The sequence below is a fragment of the Ruegeria sp. CDSA141 genome (assembly GCF_059612005.1).
In genome coordinates this window covers 1-15,151 of record NZ_JBXWPT010000017.1, presented here as the reverse complement: position 1 = coordinate 15,151, position 15,151 = coordinate 1, and the positions used below count along the sequence as shown (strand labels likewise).

Annotated in this window: 16 protein-coding genes and 1 tRNA gene; 6 read left to right on the top strand and 11 right to left on the bottom strand. The window is 57.6% G+C overall.

Going from position 1 to position 15,151, the window contains the following annotated elements; all coding sequences use genetic code 11:
- Window positions 1-128: 128 nt before the first annotated feature.
- A tRNA-Val gene (locus tag AC2FLP_RS18250) sits at window positions 129-204 on the bottom strand.
- A gap of 294 nt (window positions 205-498) precedes the next feature.
- Here AC2FLP_RS18250 and modA point away from each other — a divergent pair.
- Genes modA through modC form a run of 3 tightly spaced genes read left to right on the top strand, consistent with a single transcriptional unit; the run spans window position 499 to window position 3,073 of the window.
- The gene (gene modA, locus AC2FLP_RS18245) at window positions 499-1,278 is read left to right on the top strand and encodes a molybdate ABC transporter substrate-binding protein (RefSeq protein ID WP_496685388.1); all 780 of its coding nucleotides are present in this window, start codon (window positions 499-501) and stop codon (window positions 1,276-1,278) included.
- Window positions 1,279-1,283: 5 nt separating this feature from the next.
- A complete protein-coding gene (gene modB, locus AC2FLP_RS18240; protein WP_299901464.1) occupies window positions 1,284-1,976 on the top strand; it encodes a molybdate ABC transporter permease subunit in 693 nt (230 codons plus the stop codon).
- Window positions 1,973-3,073, top strand: a complete 1,101-nt coding sequence (modC, locus tag AC2FLP_RS18235; RefSeq protein ID WP_299901467.1) for a molybdenum ABC transporter ATP-binding protein — start codon at window positions 1,973-1,975, stop codon at window positions 3,071-3,073. The genes modB and modC overlap by 4 nt, the downstream gene beginning before the upstream one ends.
- Here the strand turns inward: modC and AC2FLP_RS18230 are convergent.
- Entirely contained in the window at window positions 3,070-4,002 is a 933-nt protein-coding gene (locus AC2FLP_RS18230; protein WP_299901470.1) for a Hint domain-containing protein, read from the bottom strand. The two genes, modC and AC2FLP_RS18230, sit on opposite strands and share 4 nt — an antisense overlap.
- The gene (locus tag AC2FLP_RS18225; RefSeq protein WP_496685384.1) at window positions 4,003-4,515 is read right to left on the bottom strand and encodes a toxin-activating lysine-acyltransferase; all 513 of its coding nucleotides are present in this window, start codon (window positions 4,513-4,515) and stop codon (window positions 4,003-4,005) included.
- A 185-nt stretch (window positions 4,516-4,700) separates the two neighbouring features.
- On the opposite strand from AC2FLP_RS18225, the gene AC2FLP_RS18220 reads away from it, so the two are divergent.
- A complete protein-coding gene (locus AC2FLP_RS18220; protein WP_496685381.1) occupies window positions 4,701-5,108 on the top strand; it encodes a hypothetical protein in 408 nt (135 codons plus the stop codon).
- Between the two features lie 3 nt (window positions 5,109-5,111).
- Here AC2FLP_RS18220 and hemF read toward each other — a convergent pair whose 3' ends face one another.
- The 4 genes from hemF to clpS are packed head-to-tail and all read right to left on the bottom strand — an operon-like array spanning window position 5,112 to window position 8,189.
- On the bottom strand, window positions 5,112-5,996 hold the full coding sequence (hemF, locus tag AC2FLP_RS18215) for an oxygen-dependent coproporphyrinogen oxidase (RefSeq protein WP_299901474.1): 885 nt from the start codon (window positions 5,994-5,996) through the stop codon (window positions 5,112-5,114).
- Window positions 5,997-6,001: 5 nt separating this feature from the next.
- Complete coding sequence (locus AC2FLP_RS18210) at window positions 6,002-6,802, bottom strand: SDR family NAD(P)-dependent oxidoreductase (protein ID WP_299901477.1); 801 nt, start codon at window positions 6,800-6,802, stop codon at window positions 6,002-6,004.
- A gap of 36 nt (window positions 6,803-6,838) precedes the next feature.
- Window positions 6,839-7,804 (bottom strand): class I SAM-dependent methyltransferase, encoded by a 966-nt coding sequence (locus AC2FLP_RS18205; protein WP_299901480.1) that lies wholly within the window; start codon window positions 7,802-7,804, stop codon window positions 6,839-6,841.
- A gap of 43 nt (window positions 7,805-7,847) precedes the next feature.
- The gene (gene clpS / locus AC2FLP_RS18200; RefSeq protein ID WP_117872341.1) at window positions 7,848-8,189 is read right to left on the bottom strand and encodes an ATP-dependent Clp protease adapter ClpS; all 342 of its coding nucleotides are present in this window, start codon (window positions 8,187-8,189) and stop codon (window positions 7,848-7,850) included.
- A 93-nt stretch (window positions 8,190-8,282) separates the two neighbouring features.
- On the opposite strand from clpS, the gene AC2FLP_RS18195 reads away from it, so the two are divergent.
- Both AC2FLP_RS18195 and AC2FLP_RS18190 read left to right on the top strand, forming a co-directional pair.
- Window positions 8,283-8,984 carry an HAD family hydrolase gene (locus tag AC2FLP_RS18195; RefSeq protein ID WP_299901484.1) on the top strand — a complete coding sequence of 234 codons (702 nt, stop codon included), beginning with the start codon at window positions 8,283-8,285 and terminating at the stop codon, window positions 8,982-8,984.
- Window positions 8,985-9,263: 279 nt separating this feature from the next.
- Window positions 9,264-10,658 (top strand): D-alanyl-D-alanine carboxypeptidase family protein, encoded by a 1,395-nt coding sequence (locus AC2FLP_RS18190; protein WP_299901487.1) that lies wholly within the window; start codon window positions 9,264-9,266, stop codon window positions 10,656-10,658.
- A 57-nt stretch (window positions 10,659-10,715) separates the two neighbouring features.
- On the opposite strand, the gene AC2FLP_RS18185 is transcribed toward AC2FLP_RS18190, so the two are convergent.
- The 4 genes from AC2FLP_RS18185 to AC2FLP_RS18170 form a co-directional block, all read right to left on the bottom strand.
- Complete coding sequence (locus AC2FLP_RS18185) at window positions 10,716-11,963, bottom strand: hypothetical protein (protein ID WP_299901490.1); 1,248 nt, start codon at window positions 11,961-11,963, stop codon at window positions 10,716-10,718.
- Between the two features lie 149 nt (window positions 11,964-12,112).
- The gene (locus tag AC2FLP_RS18180) at window positions 12,113-12,874 is read right to left on the bottom strand and encodes a LamB/YcsF family protein (protein ID WP_117872349.1); all 762 of its coding nucleotides are present in this window, start codon (window positions 12,872-12,874) and stop codon (window positions 12,113-12,115) included.
- Between the two features lie 12 nt (window positions 12,875-12,886).
- A complete protein-coding gene (locus AC2FLP_RS18175; RefSeq protein ID WP_496685376.1) occupies window positions 12,887-13,885 on the bottom strand; it encodes a 5-oxoprolinase subunit C family protein in 999 nt (332 codons plus the stop codon).
- Complete coding sequence (locus AC2FLP_RS18170; protein ID WP_117872353.1) at window positions 13,882-14,631, bottom strand: 5-oxoprolinase subunit B family protein; 750 nt, start codon at window positions 14,629-14,631, stop codon at window positions 13,882-13,884. Before AC2FLP_RS18170 ends, AC2FLP_RS18175 begins: the two co-directional genes overlap by 4 nt.
- Window positions 14,632-15,151 lie beyond the last annotated feature (520 nt).

Below are 15,151 nucleotides of genomic sequence, written 5' to 3'. Positions count from 1 at the left end.
TGGGGCAGGGAAACAGATAAGTGTGGCATTGCTGGTGCATTATGCATCATCGATCTCGACTTGCAATCGGTTGCAACTGCGCCTCGGCATTTCGATATTGTTTGAATGCTGATGCTTTGACGGGAGAATGGTGGGTGATGAGAGACTCGAACTCCCGACATCTTCGGTGTAAACGAAGCGCTCTACCAACTGAGCTAATCACCCGTGGGGCTGCATTTAGCCAAGCCTGCGGGCGGGCGCAAGAGGGTCTGGAAGATTTTCTTGTTTTCCTTGATCAGCAGCCGACCAACGTTGCATCGTATGAGCGGTCGACTGAACATACGTGTACTCAGGACCCCTCTCAGGCCAAGGAGTGTGTAACCCAATTCCAGGCAGATCGACAGCAAATGTTGCGCTGAACTTTCGACCCATCATGTGTAAATGGCCAAAGGCGCTTGCGCGCCACCTGTGGCGTCCGATATTCCCGGAGAAACTGAAACGATCCGGTCGGGAGTATACATGACCCTATCCTTCGGCCGCCGATTTTGGATGGTGGCACTGGTCTTTGGCATATTGGCGCTGGCCCCAATCCGGGCCGGTGCCGAAGGCATTCTGGTTTTTGCAGCGGCCAGCCTCAAGACCGCTTTGGATGAAATTGTGGTGGGGTATGAAAACCAGACCGGCCAGAGAGTTACTGTTTCTTATGCGGCGTCGTCGGTTCTGGCGCGGCAGATTCAGCAGGGCGCACCTGCGGATATGTTTGTCTCGGCCAACACGGATTGGATGGATGTGTTGGAGCAGGATGGTCTAATTCGGGCAGATTCTCGAGTGGATTTGCTGGGCAACGGTCTGGTTCTGATCGGGTCTGATGATCGTGTCGAAATGGGCGAAATCCAACCGGGCTATGACCTCAGGGCGGAATTGAAAGATGGCTATCTGGCCATGGCACTGGTTGATGCGGTGCCTGCCGGGATTTATGGCAAAGCTGCTTTGCAGAGTCTGAACCAGTGGGAAGCTGTGCGGAATCAGGTGGCGCAGGCCGACAATGTTCGCGCTGCGCTGGCTCTGGTGGCAGCAGGGGCCGCGCCATTGGGGATCGTGTACCAATCAGATGCCAAGGTGGAGGAAAGGGTCCACGTCGTTGCGACTTTTCGCGCCGACCTGCATCCACCGATAATTTACCCTGCGGCACTGACCCTCAATGCAAAAGAAGGAGCACACGCTTTCCTTGAACACCTGAAGACGGATGCTGTCACGGCTGTATTTCTGGAGCAGGGATTTACCCTGCCGGGCAGGTGATTGCCTTGGATTGGTTAGGGCCTGCAGAAGTTGAAGCCTTGAAACTTTCACTGCGCGTGTCCTTTTGGGCGACGCTGGCGACTTTGCCGATTGGGATATTTGTCGCTTACGCTCTGGCCCGCTGGCGGTTTCCCGGGCGACAGGTTTTGAATGGTCTGGTGCATTTGCCGCTGATCCTGCCGCCTGTTGTCACCGGATACCTGTTGTTGCTGACCTTCGGCATTCAAGGGCCACTGGGGCGGATCTTGGCCGAGTTCGGGATCGTAGTGGCCTTTCGCTGGACAGGTGCAGCCCTTGCCGCCGGAATCATGGCCTTCCCTTTGATGGTCCGGGCGATACGTTTGTCGATCGAAGCGGTGGACCCGAAGCTGGAGCAGGCAGGAGCAACACTGGGCGCGTCGCGCCCGATGGTGTTTTTTACCGTGACCTTACCGATGATTCTACCAGGGGTCATAGCCGGGTCTATTTTGGCTTTCGCCAAGGCCATGGGTGAATTCGGTGCGACGATCACTTTCGTGTCCAATATTCCGGGTCAGACGCAGACATTGCCTTCGGCTGTTTACGCCTTTTTGCAGGTTCCAGGCGGCGAGGCCGCTGCGACGCGGCTGGTTCTGATCTCGATCGTCATCGCGATGAGCGCGTTGTTGCTTTCAGAATATGTGGGACGCCGCGCCGCCGCGCGGGTGGCCGGATCATGAGCCTGTCTGTTCGGTTGCACCACCATCTGTCAGGGATAGATCTGGACGTCAGTTTTGATGCACCCCCCGGCGTAACAGTGCTTTTTGGGCGCTCCGGATCGGGCAAGACCACCATTGTCAATGCAGTCGCAGGGTTGCTGCGGCCCGAGGCGGGACGTGTGTCCGTGGATGACTGGGTTCTGTTCGACACGGAAAAGGGGCTCTGGCTGCCGCCGCATCGGCGTCGATTGGGATATATTTTTCAGGAAGGGCGGTTGTTCCCTCATCTGACCGTGCGTCAGAACCTTGCTTATGGGCGATGGTTCGCGCCGAAGAATACACGACGCGAAGACCCCGACAGGGTCATCGACATGCTGGGCATCGGTCATCTTCTGGACCGCAGACCTGCCGGGTTGTCAGGCGGTGAGAAACAACGTGTCGCCATCGGGCGGGCCTTGTTGGCAAGCCCGCGATTGATCCTGGCAGATGAACCTCTGGCGGCACTGGATGATGGGCGAAAAGCGGAAATCCTGCCCTATTTCGAGCGTCTCAGGGATGAGGTTTCGGTTCCGATCCTCTATGTGACGCACTCGGCTGCTGAAGTGGCCCGATTGGCAACGTCCGTCGTTGCGTTGCAGGATGGCAAGGCCGTTCGTCATGGGCCCGCATCCGAAGTTCTTGCCGACCCGTCTGTGGCCCCTACGGGTGTCCGTGCCGTCGGGGCCGTGTTGCAGGTTCAGGTTGCAAAGCATCATTCCGATGGGCTGACGGAATTGAATGCCAATGGCGCACGGTTGTTTCTGCCTCGCATTGCGCATGAGATCGGAGCTAACTTGCGTATTCGTATTCCTGCGCAGGAAGTGATCCTGTCGAACAAAAAACCCGAGGGGCTTTCGGCGCTGAATGTGCTCAGCGGCACTGTCGAAGAGATCCGGTCGGGCGAGGGACCTGGTGCGATCGTGTCCGTAAGGACCCCGGCGGGCAATGTGCTGGCGCGGGTCACGCGTCGATCTGTTGCGGCCCTTAACCTGCAACCGGGCAGCACATGTCATGCGGTGATCAAGACGGTTGCATTGGCCCCGCAGGATGTCGGCGGACATATTGTGGCCGGTAGTTAGTCTCGGGCGAGGGCGCGGGCTTCGTGTTCGCGCAGTACCAGACGAGCCGCGCGCCCGAACCCGGTATGACCCGGGGTCGGCCTGTCCGGGAATATTGCGGCCAGCTCCCGCAAAGCGTCAGAGGACAAAGTATACAGCGCCTCTTCCCCCAGAAACAGGCTTTCGGCCAGCGCTCCGTTGGCGCTCAGGATTTCGTGTCGGTCCAGCAGGACGTGGAGATATTCGATGGCTTCAACAGATGTATCGATGCCAATGCCGGGCCATCCGCACAGGTGTTTGGCGGCAACCAGGGCTTCGGATGCGCTGAAAAGCAACTCGACCTTCGGGCCCTTTACCAGAATTCTGTGCTGTTGCGACACGAGAAGGTCGCGAGAGGGTTCGTTCGGCCCCAGACTGCCCGCCGAGATACGAACGGGGCGCATAACAGGTTCATCGCATAATCGTTCGCGTGGAATCGTACTGCTTTCGATCCAGCGGATGGGTTGCAGACCGTTATCCTCGGTAGCCACCTTGTGACCTACCTCCAGCGTTTCAATCGCAGTTGGGCCGTTTTCAGTCTCAATCAGAGTTCCGGCTGCAAAACAGACGCCTTCAATCCTGATGACCACTTCCACCGGGTCCGGTGTGCCGGTGAATGGAAGGGTGAATGGGCCGACTTGCGTTGTACCCGAGACGCTGATGAAGAAAGAATCGAAGACAACTTCGCCTTTGTCGAGACCATCGAAAAATGTCGGGTCGACGGTATAGGTCCACTCTCCTGTGTTCGGGTCGATCGAGGCGGTTCCGTTGGCGGGCTGTGCCGCTATCGTCCAGGTTTGTGTGACCGGATTGAAGTTTCCATTGTCCAACGTGGGTTGTCCCGTCTCCACGTTGGGCGGGAAACCAGTCACATCCCCGGTCAGTTCGCCTGTGATCGGAACTGAAACCAATTAACCCTCGCCTTGCTGCAACACGCGTTCAAATTCCTTCTTTCGATACAGGCGCATGTGAACTTCGCCTGCTTCATCCCGCGTCCATTCGACAATCCGATTGCGTGTCATGTCACTGTCCATCCGGTTGGTGCGCACACGCTGGTGCGGGATCTCCTGCTTGAGGATATCAACAATTTGGCTGGTCTGTCCAAACGGGGCCACCAGATCGATGATCCAGAAAGAGGGTCCGCTGGTGAAATTCGCGTCTGTGAGGGGTTTTCCTTTTACTGCATAGCGGTGCTCGACCTCGGGGCTGAGCCCGGCGAACGTGACAAAGCCTCGGGGGAATCCGTTCTGTCGGAAGATATGGTACTGGCCCAGGCGAAACGGGGTTTCGAACGCATACAAAACCTGTGCCAGACTGCGTTTCTGATGTGTTGTCGTCAGCCCTGCCAGATAGAACATTGCGCCCAGATCCGAGTATTTCTCAGGCGGGAAATCAAACCAGTCTTTTGGAAACGTCTTGCTCAAAGAAATGCCCAACAGTGTAACGGGACCCAAAAGTTTACAGAGAGTGTAATGCTTTCCTGCAATTTGAGTAGAATTAATTCGCTGTTGTGGTCAGTGTTACAGGTTCGTTGGCATGTCCCGCTTTACTCGCAGGTCGTCCCGGCTATGTTATTGGTATCGGCCCCTAGTTTCGGGATATCTGGATTATGCGTTTAGTAAAGTCTTTTGCTGCTGCTGCACTTTTGTTGATACCTGCAATGGCCGAGGCTGTTGGGTTCGGTCTGTCCGTTCGACCGCAATTTCGCACGGATATCACTCCGATGCCGGACGGTGTCTATGAGGTCAAGGCCATCGGATCGTCGGCGCCCGTGAACTATTGGTGTGGGATCGGGGACTATGCGATCCGCTCGCTGGGCGTGCCAAACAACCAGCGGATCTATATCTGGCGCGCCTATGAACCCGGTGTCCGGACCGTGCAATTCTCGCTGACCCCGCCGCCGGGGGCGGATACCAAGCCCGGGTATTCCATCACCGTCAGGAAAGTTGGGGCAAATATGTCGGCGTCGTCGGCGCAGAACTACTGCTATGACAATTTCATCATGGACACGTTCTAAGCGTCAGACCCATTTCGCCAACGGCGGCAGGCTCATCAGAACCGCGTCCGGGTCATGTCCGGTTTCCAGTCCGAACTTAGTGCCGCGGTCATAGACCAGATTGTATTCCGCATAAAGACCGCGATGCACCAACTGAGTGTCTTTGTCGGAGTCCGAGAAACCCTGTACACGTCGTTTTTCAACCAATGGCAGGAAAGCCGGCAGGAAAGCCCGACCGATATCCTGCGTCAGGGCGAAATCCGCCTGCCAGTCTCCGGTGCAATAATCATCCATGAAAATACCGCCTACGCCGCGTGCGCGTTTGCGGTGGGGGATATAGAAATACTCGTCTGCCCACTCCTTCAGACGTGGATAATGTCCGGGGCCATGCGGGTCCAGATGAGCCTTTTGGGTCGCGTGGAAATGCGCCGTGTCTTCATCATACTCGATGCAGGGGTTCAGATCTGATCCGCCACCAAACCACCAGGCGTGCGGGGTCCAGAACATCCGAGTGTTCATATGCACCGCTGGAACATGCGGGTTCTGAATATGCGCCACGAGGCTGATCCCCGAGGCCCAGAAACGCGGGTCTTCGGTCATCCCGGGAATGCCTTTGCGTGCTGCCATTGCCTGTTGTGCACGCTCGCCCAGGGTCCCGTAAACTGTCGAGACATTGACCCCGACCTTTTCAAACACACGCCCGCCTCGCATCACGGACATCAGACCGCCGCCTGCGTCAGAGCCGTCTTCGGACTGGCGTTTGGTTTCCTTCACTTCAAACCGGCCGGGTTTCATGTCGGAAAACGGGCCGGCATCGTGGCTGTCCTCCAACGCTTCGAACGCGGCAACAATGTCGTCGCGCAATTGGCGGAACCAGGCAGAGGCGGTGGATTTTTCTTTTTCGAACATGGGTCTTAATGCGCAGGTGCGGCAACAGGGTCAAGCAATGTGCGGCCGCCGTCGATTGTCAGGATCTGGCCGGTGATGAATCCGGCTGCATCCGATGCCAGGTACTGCGCGGTTTCCGTCAATTCGGTGGCCGACGCGATGCGGGCAAGCGGTGTGTGCTTTTCGATATCGTCTCGGAAGTCTCGGTTCTCTCTCAGCGTCGATTGAAGGGATGCGCTCATGACCGAGCCGAGCGCAATCGAATTGACCCGGATGCGGTTCGGCGCCAGCGCCACGGCCAGTGAACGTGTCAACTGATCCAACGCGGCGGTCGACACGGAATAGGCCATCAGGTCCGGATGCGTGCGCCGGGCTGCGATTGAAGACAGGTTGATGATCGATCCTGCCGGGCTTTCATCGTCATCCCCGGACTGTTTGATCATACGCTTTGCGACCAGTTGGCTGAGCCGCAGGGCAGGCATCAGGTTCTGGTTCAGCAAGGTGCGCATCGAGTCATCATCAGGGTCCAGCGGATCAGACTGGATCACCTGGCGCGCCCCGTTGATCAGAATATCCACCTGATCAAACGCATCCAGTGTTGCCGACAGTAAATTGGCAATGGTCAGCTTTTCGCGCAGATCGCCTGCGAAGTAGCGAATATTGCCGTCCTCTGCCTGTTCACCAACCTCATCGACCAGGCTTTTTTCATCTATATCGGCGAACATGACGTTTGCGCCCGCATCTGCGAAATGCCGTCCTATGGCCAGCCCGATGCCATTGGCCCCGCCTGTAACGATTGCTGTCTTGCCTGCGATGGAAAAGGACATACGAATCCTCCTGAATTGGGGGCAGGTTAGCGAGCCTTAGCGTCGAGGGCGAGTGGCCTGAAACACCTTGAACCGGTTGTCGCCGGCGACTTCATTGACCTGAGTGAGTTGTTCGTTCAGCGTTGTCTCGTATGGAAGGTGGCGATTTGCCACCATCCATAGGGTCCCGTTGCGGGTCAGATTTCGCGCGGCAGCGATGATGAACCCCTGACCCAGCGTTGGATCCGCGCTGCGTGAGGTGTGAAACGGAGGGTTCATCACCACCGTGTCTATAGGCTCTGGCGCAGTCCAGGTGACGGCGTCGGCCCAATAAAACCGGGCCTTCGGGTCAGATGCGTTGATACGCGCGCAGTTGAGGGCCAGGTTGTCTGCTTCGACAAGGTGCACGGATTTCACAGTGTCGCGCTCCAGGATCTCTGCGGTCAGATACCCCCATCCTGCACCCAGATCCGCCACGTGAGGCCCCAGCTTGGCGGGCAAGGCGTTCAGCAACATGGCCGAAGCGGGATCAATCCCGTCGGCTGAAAACACACCTGGTGCCGTGTGGTATCCATCGACCATCTGCGTCTTTGGCGCGGCCCAATCTGCGAAGGTCTGTGTGTCAGCCTGAAACCAGAAAATTTTACCGTGGGCTTTGGATAGAGGCCCTTCGACCGAGGTCCTTTTGCGTACATCTTTCAGAATGCTGTCCACACCGTCGGTCTTTGCGCCATCGATCACGACAACGCCTCGGGCTCGTGAACTGGCCAGATGGATCATCGCCCGCGCCAGCGCCTTGGCGCGCGGCAAAAACACAATGGCATCCTGACAGGGGCCGTCTGTTTCTGGCACCGTGTCAAAGCCCTGCGCAGCAAAATGGTCGTGAAAAGGTTTGAACGGTTGCACCACCTGCGCCCCCTGGGGAAGCACTGACAAATCATGGCCTGGCACGGGGCAGATCACGCTAAGAGGCAGCGACAGCGACAGGTCGTTTTGCAATGCAAGTTCCAGGCGAGGGGACATGGGCTATTCCGGCAGAAAGTGGGTGAGCGTCAGGCGAAAAGCCTTATTCTTCGCGTTCCATGGTGCATTGCAGCGGGTGCTGGTGCCTGCGGGCAAAATCCATCACCTGGCCAACTTTGGTCTCGGCAATCTCATGACTGAAGACGCCGACGACGGCTACACCTTTTTTATGCACGGTCAGCATGATCTCGAACGCTTCCGCATGGGTCATGCCAAAGAAACGTTCCAGCACATGAACCACGAACTCCATCGGCGTGTAATCGTCGTTCAGCAACAGCACCTTGTACAAAGGCGGACGCTTGGTTTTAGGGCGCGTCTGCAGCAGGACGGACGCGTCGCTGTCGTCGTCCGGTTCGTCAGACATCATCCAGGTCTTTTCCAGCATCGTAGGCAACGGTCCGATTCAGGCTTGGGGTTTATCTCCGCGCTTATATAACGTGGGGATGGCCGGTGAAAAGAGCAAGCGGACGTAAACAAGATGACTGACAGGCTGACGACAATCGGTTTCGATGCGGATGATACCCTTTGGCACAACGAGCGGTTTTTTCAGCTGACGCAGGCGCATTTTGCTGAATTGCTGGCCGAGCATGCCGACCGGGACCATCTGATGGAGCGGCTTCTGGCGGCCGAAAAGCGCAACATTCGACATTACGGTTATGGAATCAAGGGCTTTGTCCTATCGATGATCGAAACTGCTATCGAGGTCACTGACGACCGTGTTCCGGCCTCGGTCATTCGCCAATTGATCGAAGCCGGCCAAGAAATGCTGGCCTATCCGATCGAGCTGTTGCCCCATGCCCGCGAAGCCGTGGAAGGCATGACCGACTTGTGCCGGGTTGTCTTGATCACCAAAGGGGATCTGATCGATCAAGAGCGCAAACTGGCTCAGTCGGGTCTGGGCGATCTGTTCGACGCAGTGGAGATCGTGTCTGAAAAAACCCCTGACACATACCGGTCCATATTTGACCAACACGGTGACGGCCCGGCGAGTGCGATGATGGTTGGCAATTCCATGCGATCTGACGTTGTGGCTCCGATTCAGGCTGGAAGCTGGGGGGTTCATGTCCCGCACGGCCTTGTCTGGCAGGTGGAGCATGCTGAAGCCCCGGTCGACAGTCCCCGATTCCGGGAGTTGAGGGATTTGGGCGATCTGGTCGATCTGGTGCGCGGCCTGAAGTGATGTTGCCTTTTGGCCGCAGTTCCACAAAAACCCAGCCGTGTGTTGACCCAGTTCTGCCTCAATCGCGCATCTGGTGTGCTTTGGGCAGTATCTGTCTAGATATAGCCCTGTTCGGGCGGCGTAACGAAACCGCGAAAAGCTCAGCTTTCGGTTTATTTCACAAGGTCTCTGTGATAGTCTGTACGATAATAAAACAAAATTTGCTGACCGGGAAAACCCGGCGGCGCGAGGCAGACAGAGGCAAATACCGTGCAGATTCGGCGGACAGTTCCGGCCCGAATGGGCTTATTCCTTATAGCGTTGCTATGTGTGCTGGCGTTTGGGCCGCTCAAATCCATGGCGGCACCCTACGCTGCGATGGTGATCGATGCCCGAACCGGAGAGGTTCTGCATTCGCGTAACGCTGACACTCGGTTGCATCCGGCGTCGCTGACCAAAATGATGACGCTTTATGTTGCGTTCGAAGCCGTGCGAAACGGTGAAATCACGTTGGATACCCAAGTTCGGATCACCAAGAAGGCAGCGGCCGAGCCGCCGTCGAAGCTGGGCCTGCGCTCGGGTCAGACGATTGCATTCCGGTATCTGATCCGTGCGGCAGCCGTAAAATCGGCCAATGATGCGGCCACCGCCATCGGGATTGCCATCAGCGGGTCCGAGGCGGCCTTTGCGCGGCGCATGACCCGGACCGCGAAAGCAATGGGTATGGGCCGCACGACCTTCAAGAACGCCCATGGTCTGACCGAGTCGGGGCACCTGTCCACCGCGCGCGACATGACCACGCTGGGGCGGCATCTGCTGTATGATTACCCGCAGTATTACAACCTGTTCTCGCGGCAATCGACGCATGCTGGGATTAAGACCGTTCCCAACACCAATCGCCGCTTGCTGGCCGCCTACAAAGGGGCTGACGGTATCAAGACCGGGTATACCCGTGCGGCGGGCTTCAATCTGGTGGCGTCGGCGAAACGCAAGGACGAGCGCATCATCGCAACCGTCTTTGGTGGAAAATCCGGTGCCTCGCGCAACGCCAAGGTTGCAGAGCTTCTGGATATGGGTTTCCGTCGTGCCCCGTCGCGCGCACCCATTCGCAAACCGGCACGCCCCGCTTATGCGGGCAATACCGGGCTGGGTGGCAATACGCAGGTGGCAAGTGTGAGCGGCGCGCCAAAATCCAGCCTGCGCCCGATTGTACGGCCAACTGCGGCAACGCAGGTGGCAAGTGCTGTTGCGGCGGCAGCCGATCAGAACAGCGATCGCATCACCAGCGGTATTGCGGCGGCCATTGCCGAAGCGGATATCGCGCCTACTGCCCCGCCTGTCGAAACCTCAGATACCCGTCCGGCATTGCGTCCGGACAATCTGGTGCTGGCGTCGACCGAAACCTCCAAACAGCCAGAGCCCGAGCAGGAGGTCGTCACCCGCCTGTCCTCGTCCGGTGGTCACCTGTGGGGCGTCAATGTGGGTCGCTACACCACGCGGTACGAGGCCGAGAAGGTTTTGCTGAAGACTGCATTGTCGGAAATGACCACGCTGGAAGGCACGCTGCGCAAGGTAAACCAAAACTCGCGTGGTTTCGATGCAACCTTTCAGGGCATGACCCGCGAACAGGCTGATCTGGCCTGTCGCCGTCTGCAGGCCCGCAACGTCACCTGTTTCATGATCGGGCCGTCATAAGGTTCGGCATATTCTCTCCTGAACGGGTCTGGGCTGCGGTGTTCCGCAGCCTTTTTTTCAGTCGAAAACGTGACCGTGCTGGTATTGTTCATCCTGTCCGGCGGCAGCCGTCAGGGCGGCGACGTTGTCCTTGGTGAAGAACCCGTCGTATTTGTGACACCGCTCGATATACTCGGTAATCAGCAGGGTGTGCTTCGAGTGTTTCGAGAAGATCTGTTTCAGGTTCGGGTCATCTTTGCACTCACCCACCACATGGGCTAGAAACGGCACACCCTTGTCCTTCAAGGTGTTCACCACGAAATCGACGTTCTTTTCCCCGGCGCCGTGATCGCCATCCTGAATCTCTACGGCCATGTGGTGTAGACGGCGGCCAAAATTGCGCACGAAATCTTCGGTCGGCATTGGCAGTTTGGCGAAGGAATTGACGAAAGATGGCGTGTTGTTTGCGGTGAAAACCTTTGCCGGAGACTTTTTGTCATCGTCCACGTTGCCGCTGCGGTTCACGTTGGTCGATGAGTTCATGTCGAATATGTTGTAAGCACCCCAGAAATAGTAGGGCACCATGGTCAGGAATTCGAGGATCGCATCCTCGCGCTCACCCGCCAGCACCCGGGTCGCAAGATGGTCGATTCCCAGCATCAGCGGGGCGATCCTGCTTTCGGTTCCGAAGGCGGCGGCCCGTTCCAGACGGGCCTGTTCCGTATTGCTCAGCAACACGCGATCCCCAAGGCCCAGACTGTCGGTGTCGTTAAAGTCGTGGGGCGAATACCCAACCCGGTTGCAGGTAAAGTCCGACGGCGTGGTGAATCGGAATCCGTCTGATGTGTAGAACGGGTTCTCGGTGTCGCCCGAATACTCGAAGCGTATGTTCTGATCCTCAAGTGCTCCGGTCAGCGCGTCCAGATCACTGGCAGCGAAAACCTCACCTACATAACGCGTCTGAGGCATGTTGCGCGCCAGCGGGTACATGCGGTTGATGCGGGGGATGAAATCTTCAAATCCGGGGCTGAGCGGGGCCATCAGGATAAGCGCGGGATAGTCGGGATGCGAATGCAGAACCGAAAATCTGTGGGTCTGCCCCAGATAGCTGGCGGTGTGCCGATAAGGCGTCATCACGTAAAGCTCGACTATTGTGTCGAACAGCGCACCGGGTTCGACCTGAATGATAATGGCCTTCATTGCGCCAACCTGATCCGCGACGCCCGTGCTTGTCCGGCGTTGATATATCTTCGGAAGGTATTCATTGAAGAAGTCCGAGTTCTTCTTGTCGCCTCGGGGCTGATAAGACATCAGATCAAATGACATTCCACGACCTCCTTGCACGTGCCCGCTTTGGGTCAATGCATTGTTTGCAATTATGGTATTCAGAATATGCGTTTGCCCGTCATGCTAAGCGCTGAGACCTGCACGGGCAACAGTCGTAAAATTGGGCTGCTGGTGTTAACGCATGATGTTCAGCGGGTGAATTTGGTCACCTCTACACCGCCCCCGATCAGGCTTTCACGAACTGAGCGGGCAATCTGAACGGCAGTCGGTCCGTCCCCGTGAAGGCAAATCGTGTCGATGGATGTCTCCAGCCGCTTGCCGCTTTCGGTAATGATGGCGCCTTCACGCACCATGTTCAGGATGCGTGGTCCTGCGACATCCGCGTCGTGGATCACGGCTCCGGGCAGGCTGCGGTCAACCAATGTTCCGTCGTCATTGTAGGCGCGGTCGGCAAAGATCTCGCCCACCCAATTGCAGCCCAGCTCGCGCACGGCGTCTTCCTGTTTCGTTACGGCAAGAACCATCACGATGATGTCAGGGTCGACGTCCAGCGCGCCCTGATAGCAGGCCCGCGCCATATCAATATCAACCGAACACATATTGGCCAGTGCTCCGTGCAATTTCAGGTGCCGTACTTTAGTGCCGACCGCTCTGGCCACGCCCATCGCCGCACCCAATTGATACCGCACCAGATTGCACAGGTTGCCTTGGGACAGCTTCATGTTCCGGCGACCAAAACCTTGCAGATCGGGAAACCCGGGATGCGCGCCGATGCCGACACCATTCTCGGCCGCCAGCTTCATTGTAGATGCCATTACATCCGGATCACCTGCATGAAAGCCGCAGGCAATATTGGCGGAGGTGATGATTTTCAGAAGGCTTTCGTCATCGCCCATTTTCCATGGGCCAAAGCTTTCCCCCATATCGGCATTCAGATCGACGCTTGGCATCGGCACATCTCCTCAGTCGGTGGCAGAGATCACTCCGCTGATCAATTGGTAGGACAACAGGTCCGGGATGTCATGCGGGTCACGCACCAGCGCCTCGACTTTTGAGGGCAGGCGGGCAAGATCCGCCAGGAATGCCGAGTGCAAATCGGTGGCCTGATCCAAGCTCACAAATTCGAACGTGATCGCTCCGCCAGCGGGCGTCTGCGCTGCGCGGGGCATGTCGCAGGGCAAAACGGTCGCGATGCGAGGGTACCCTCCTGTGGTCTGGCATTCAGGCAACAGGATGAACGGGTCTCCGGTTCCGGTCATCTGGATGTCGCCCGGGGTGATCACCTCGGACAAGATGTTCAGTTGGCCAGTGGCCGCGAACCCGCCTCCGTCACTGTCCACTTGCATTCCCATACGGTTGGCGCGGGCGCCACGATGGAATGAGGTGTGGACAAATCGATCAAGCGTTGCGTCATCAAACAAGGACGTCTGAAAACTGGCTACGACGCGTAACACGCCACCCGAGAAGCGCTCGGAAGGGGTCAGTTTCAAACCTGCGTCGCCTGCATCCGGACCACATGTCAGCCTGTCGCCTGGCTGCACTGCTCGCCCGGTCCGTGCCGTCAGGTGCGCTGATCTAGATCCAAGAAAAACCTCTGAATCGATACCGCCCCCCAAGTGAAGATAGCCGTAATTGCCTTGCAGGGCCGCACCGATGATCAGCCGTTGTCCGGGCTCCAAGCGATGCGAGGCGTTCCAGGCCACGGGGCTGCCATCAATACTGGCCTGCATCCGCGCACCAGTCAAAGCGATGCGCATGTTCTGTGTGGCCTCAAACTCGCCACCCATTCCGGCCACTTCCAGCGCGGCGAGTTCCGGGCTCTGTCCCAGCAATGCGGCCCCTTCACAAAGGGCCAGTGTGTCGGCAGCACCAGACCGGGACAGGCCCTGGTCCAGATAACCAATGCGCCCCTGGTCCTGGATGGTGCAAGTCGGGCCGATCTGGTGGACGATCAGGCTCATGGCGCAATCGCCTCGCAGGTTGCCCCGCCCGTGCCATCCTCATTGTTGGCCTTAATGTGATCCAAGTCTTCGCGGGAAACGGGCTCGAACATCAGTTCATCCCCGGGGTTGAGGGCGAATGCCTCACTTGTCTCAGGTCGGAAACACCGAAAAGCTGTCTGCCCGACATGTTGCCACCCGGTTGGCGTCGGTCCGGAAAACAGCACAAACTGAGATATTGCAAGAACCAGAGCGCCTTCGGGCACCATGGGGGTCAGGTTTTGCAGCCGCGGAATGTTGAACTCGGGGGGCAATGGCCCAAGGTAGGGTTGCCCGGGGGCAAACCCTATCGTCAAAACCCGCACGCGGGACTGGCCAAGCCGCCGTATCGCTTCTGCCGGCGCGAGACCGGCAGCAGCAGCGGCATCGTCCAGCTGAGGCGCAAGGTCGGTGCCATAGACCGTCGGTATGCGCCATAGCCTGCGGCCAGTTGGAAGCGGCGTATTGTACCAGTCCCTTTGGTCAACTAGGTCCTGAAGCTTGTGCAACATCTGCTGATGGGTGGTGCGTTGCGTGTCGAACCGAACATACGCCGAGGCCAATGAGGCTGAAGACTCTGTGACCTCTGACCACTGAAGCCGATCCACTTCAGATCGAAACGCCAGCGCCGCTCGGTTCGCGGTCTCAGACATTGTGTCCGCAAAAGTTACAAGCGCTCCGTCAAACCCGACGGTTCTGACCAAAGGGAACGGAAGGTGACGTGCCATGCCTGTCTCGCTACTGAAGCCGAAAACGAATTGCCGGGACCAGAGCGCATCCCGGAGAGATGTGCAAGATAGGTGATCAGAGTGCGGGCCCACTGAAGGCGCGGTCGGACTTCTTAATGTCTGGTTGTCAGACTCGCCATGGTTCGAAATCTGATATTTGAGGCCTTCCATGCTGAATCCGTTAAAGTCAGCGAGTCGACTCGCTGATTTGAGTCGCGCAGCCTTGTGTCCAGCATTGGTCAAATCCCAATATATAGTAGTGTCGCCTTTTGCCTTTGGTGCTGATCCGTGGTCACCCGATGGGAAAAGTCCGGGTCAGCAGGTATGAGGTGGCCTTTGAGGTTCTTCACTGCATTGACTTTAAACAGTTTTTTGGGGTGTTTCAAAAAAATGCTCAGCGGCGTCATTTTCCACTTGCGGCTTTGTCGGGTTATACTTAGAACCCCCTTCACCGGCGCTGCTGAGGCGGTGCTGACGGGCTGGAGAGACGGTCGGACGCATCGGAGAGACGGTGGAGACG

What these genes read in the sequence shown, in the direction of transcription:
- modA (WP_496685388.1), top strand. Translation starts at nt 499, where the DNA reads ATGACCCTATCCTTCGGCCGCCGATTTTGGATGGTGGCACTGGTCTTT.
- modC (WP_299901467.1), top strand. Translation starts at nt 1,973, where the DNA reads ATGAGCCTGTCTGTTCGGTTGCACCACCATCTGTCAGGGATAGATCTG.
- AC2FLP_RS18220 (WP_496685381.1), top strand. Translation starts at nt 4,701, where the DNA reads ATGCGTTTAGTAAAGTCTTTTGCTGCTGCTGCACTTTTGTTGATACCT.
- hemF (WP_299901474.1), bottom strand. Translation starts at nt 5,996, where the DNA reads ATGTTCGAAAAAGAAAAATCCACCGCCTCTGCCTGGTTCCGCCAATTG.
- AC2FLP_RS18210 (WP_299901477.1), bottom strand. Translation starts at nt 6,802, where the DNA reads ATGTCCTTTTCCATCGCAGGCAAGACAGCAATCGTTACAGGCGGGGCC.
- AC2FLP_RS18205 (WP_299901480.1), bottom strand. Translation starts at nt 7,804, where the DNA reads ATGTCCCCTCGCCTGGAACTTGCATTGCAAAACGACCTGTCGCTGTCG.
- clpS (WP_117872341.1), bottom strand. Translation starts at nt 8,189, where the DNA reads ATGCTGGAAAAGACCTGGATGATGTCTGACGAACCGGACGACGACAGC.
- AC2FLP_RS18195 (WP_299901484.1), top strand. Translation starts at nt 8,283, where the DNA reads ATGACTGACAGGCTGACGACAATCGGTTTCGATGCGGATGATACCCTT.
- AC2FLP_RS18190 (WP_299901487.1), top strand. Translation starts at nt 9,264, where the DNA reads ATGGGCTTATTCCTTATAGCGTTGCTATGTGTGCTGGCGTTTGGGCCG.
- AC2FLP_RS18185 (WP_299901490.1), bottom strand. Translation starts at nt 11,963, where the DNA reads ATGTCATTTGATCTGATGTCTTATCAGCCCCGAGGCGACAAGAAGAAC.
- AC2FLP_RS18180 (WP_117872349.1), bottom strand. Translation starts at nt 12,874, where the DNA reads ATGCCAAGCGTCGATCTGAATGCCGATATGGGGGAAAGCTTTGGCCCA.
- AC2FLP_RS18175 (WP_496685376.1), bottom strand. Translation starts at nt 13,885, where the DNA reads ATGAGCCTGATCGTCCACCAGATCGGCCCGACTTGCACCATCCAGGAC.
- AC2FLP_RS18170 (WP_117872353.1), bottom strand. Translation starts at nt 14,631, where the DNA reads ATGGCACGTCACCTTCCGTTCCCTTTGGTCAGAACCGTCGGGTTTGAC.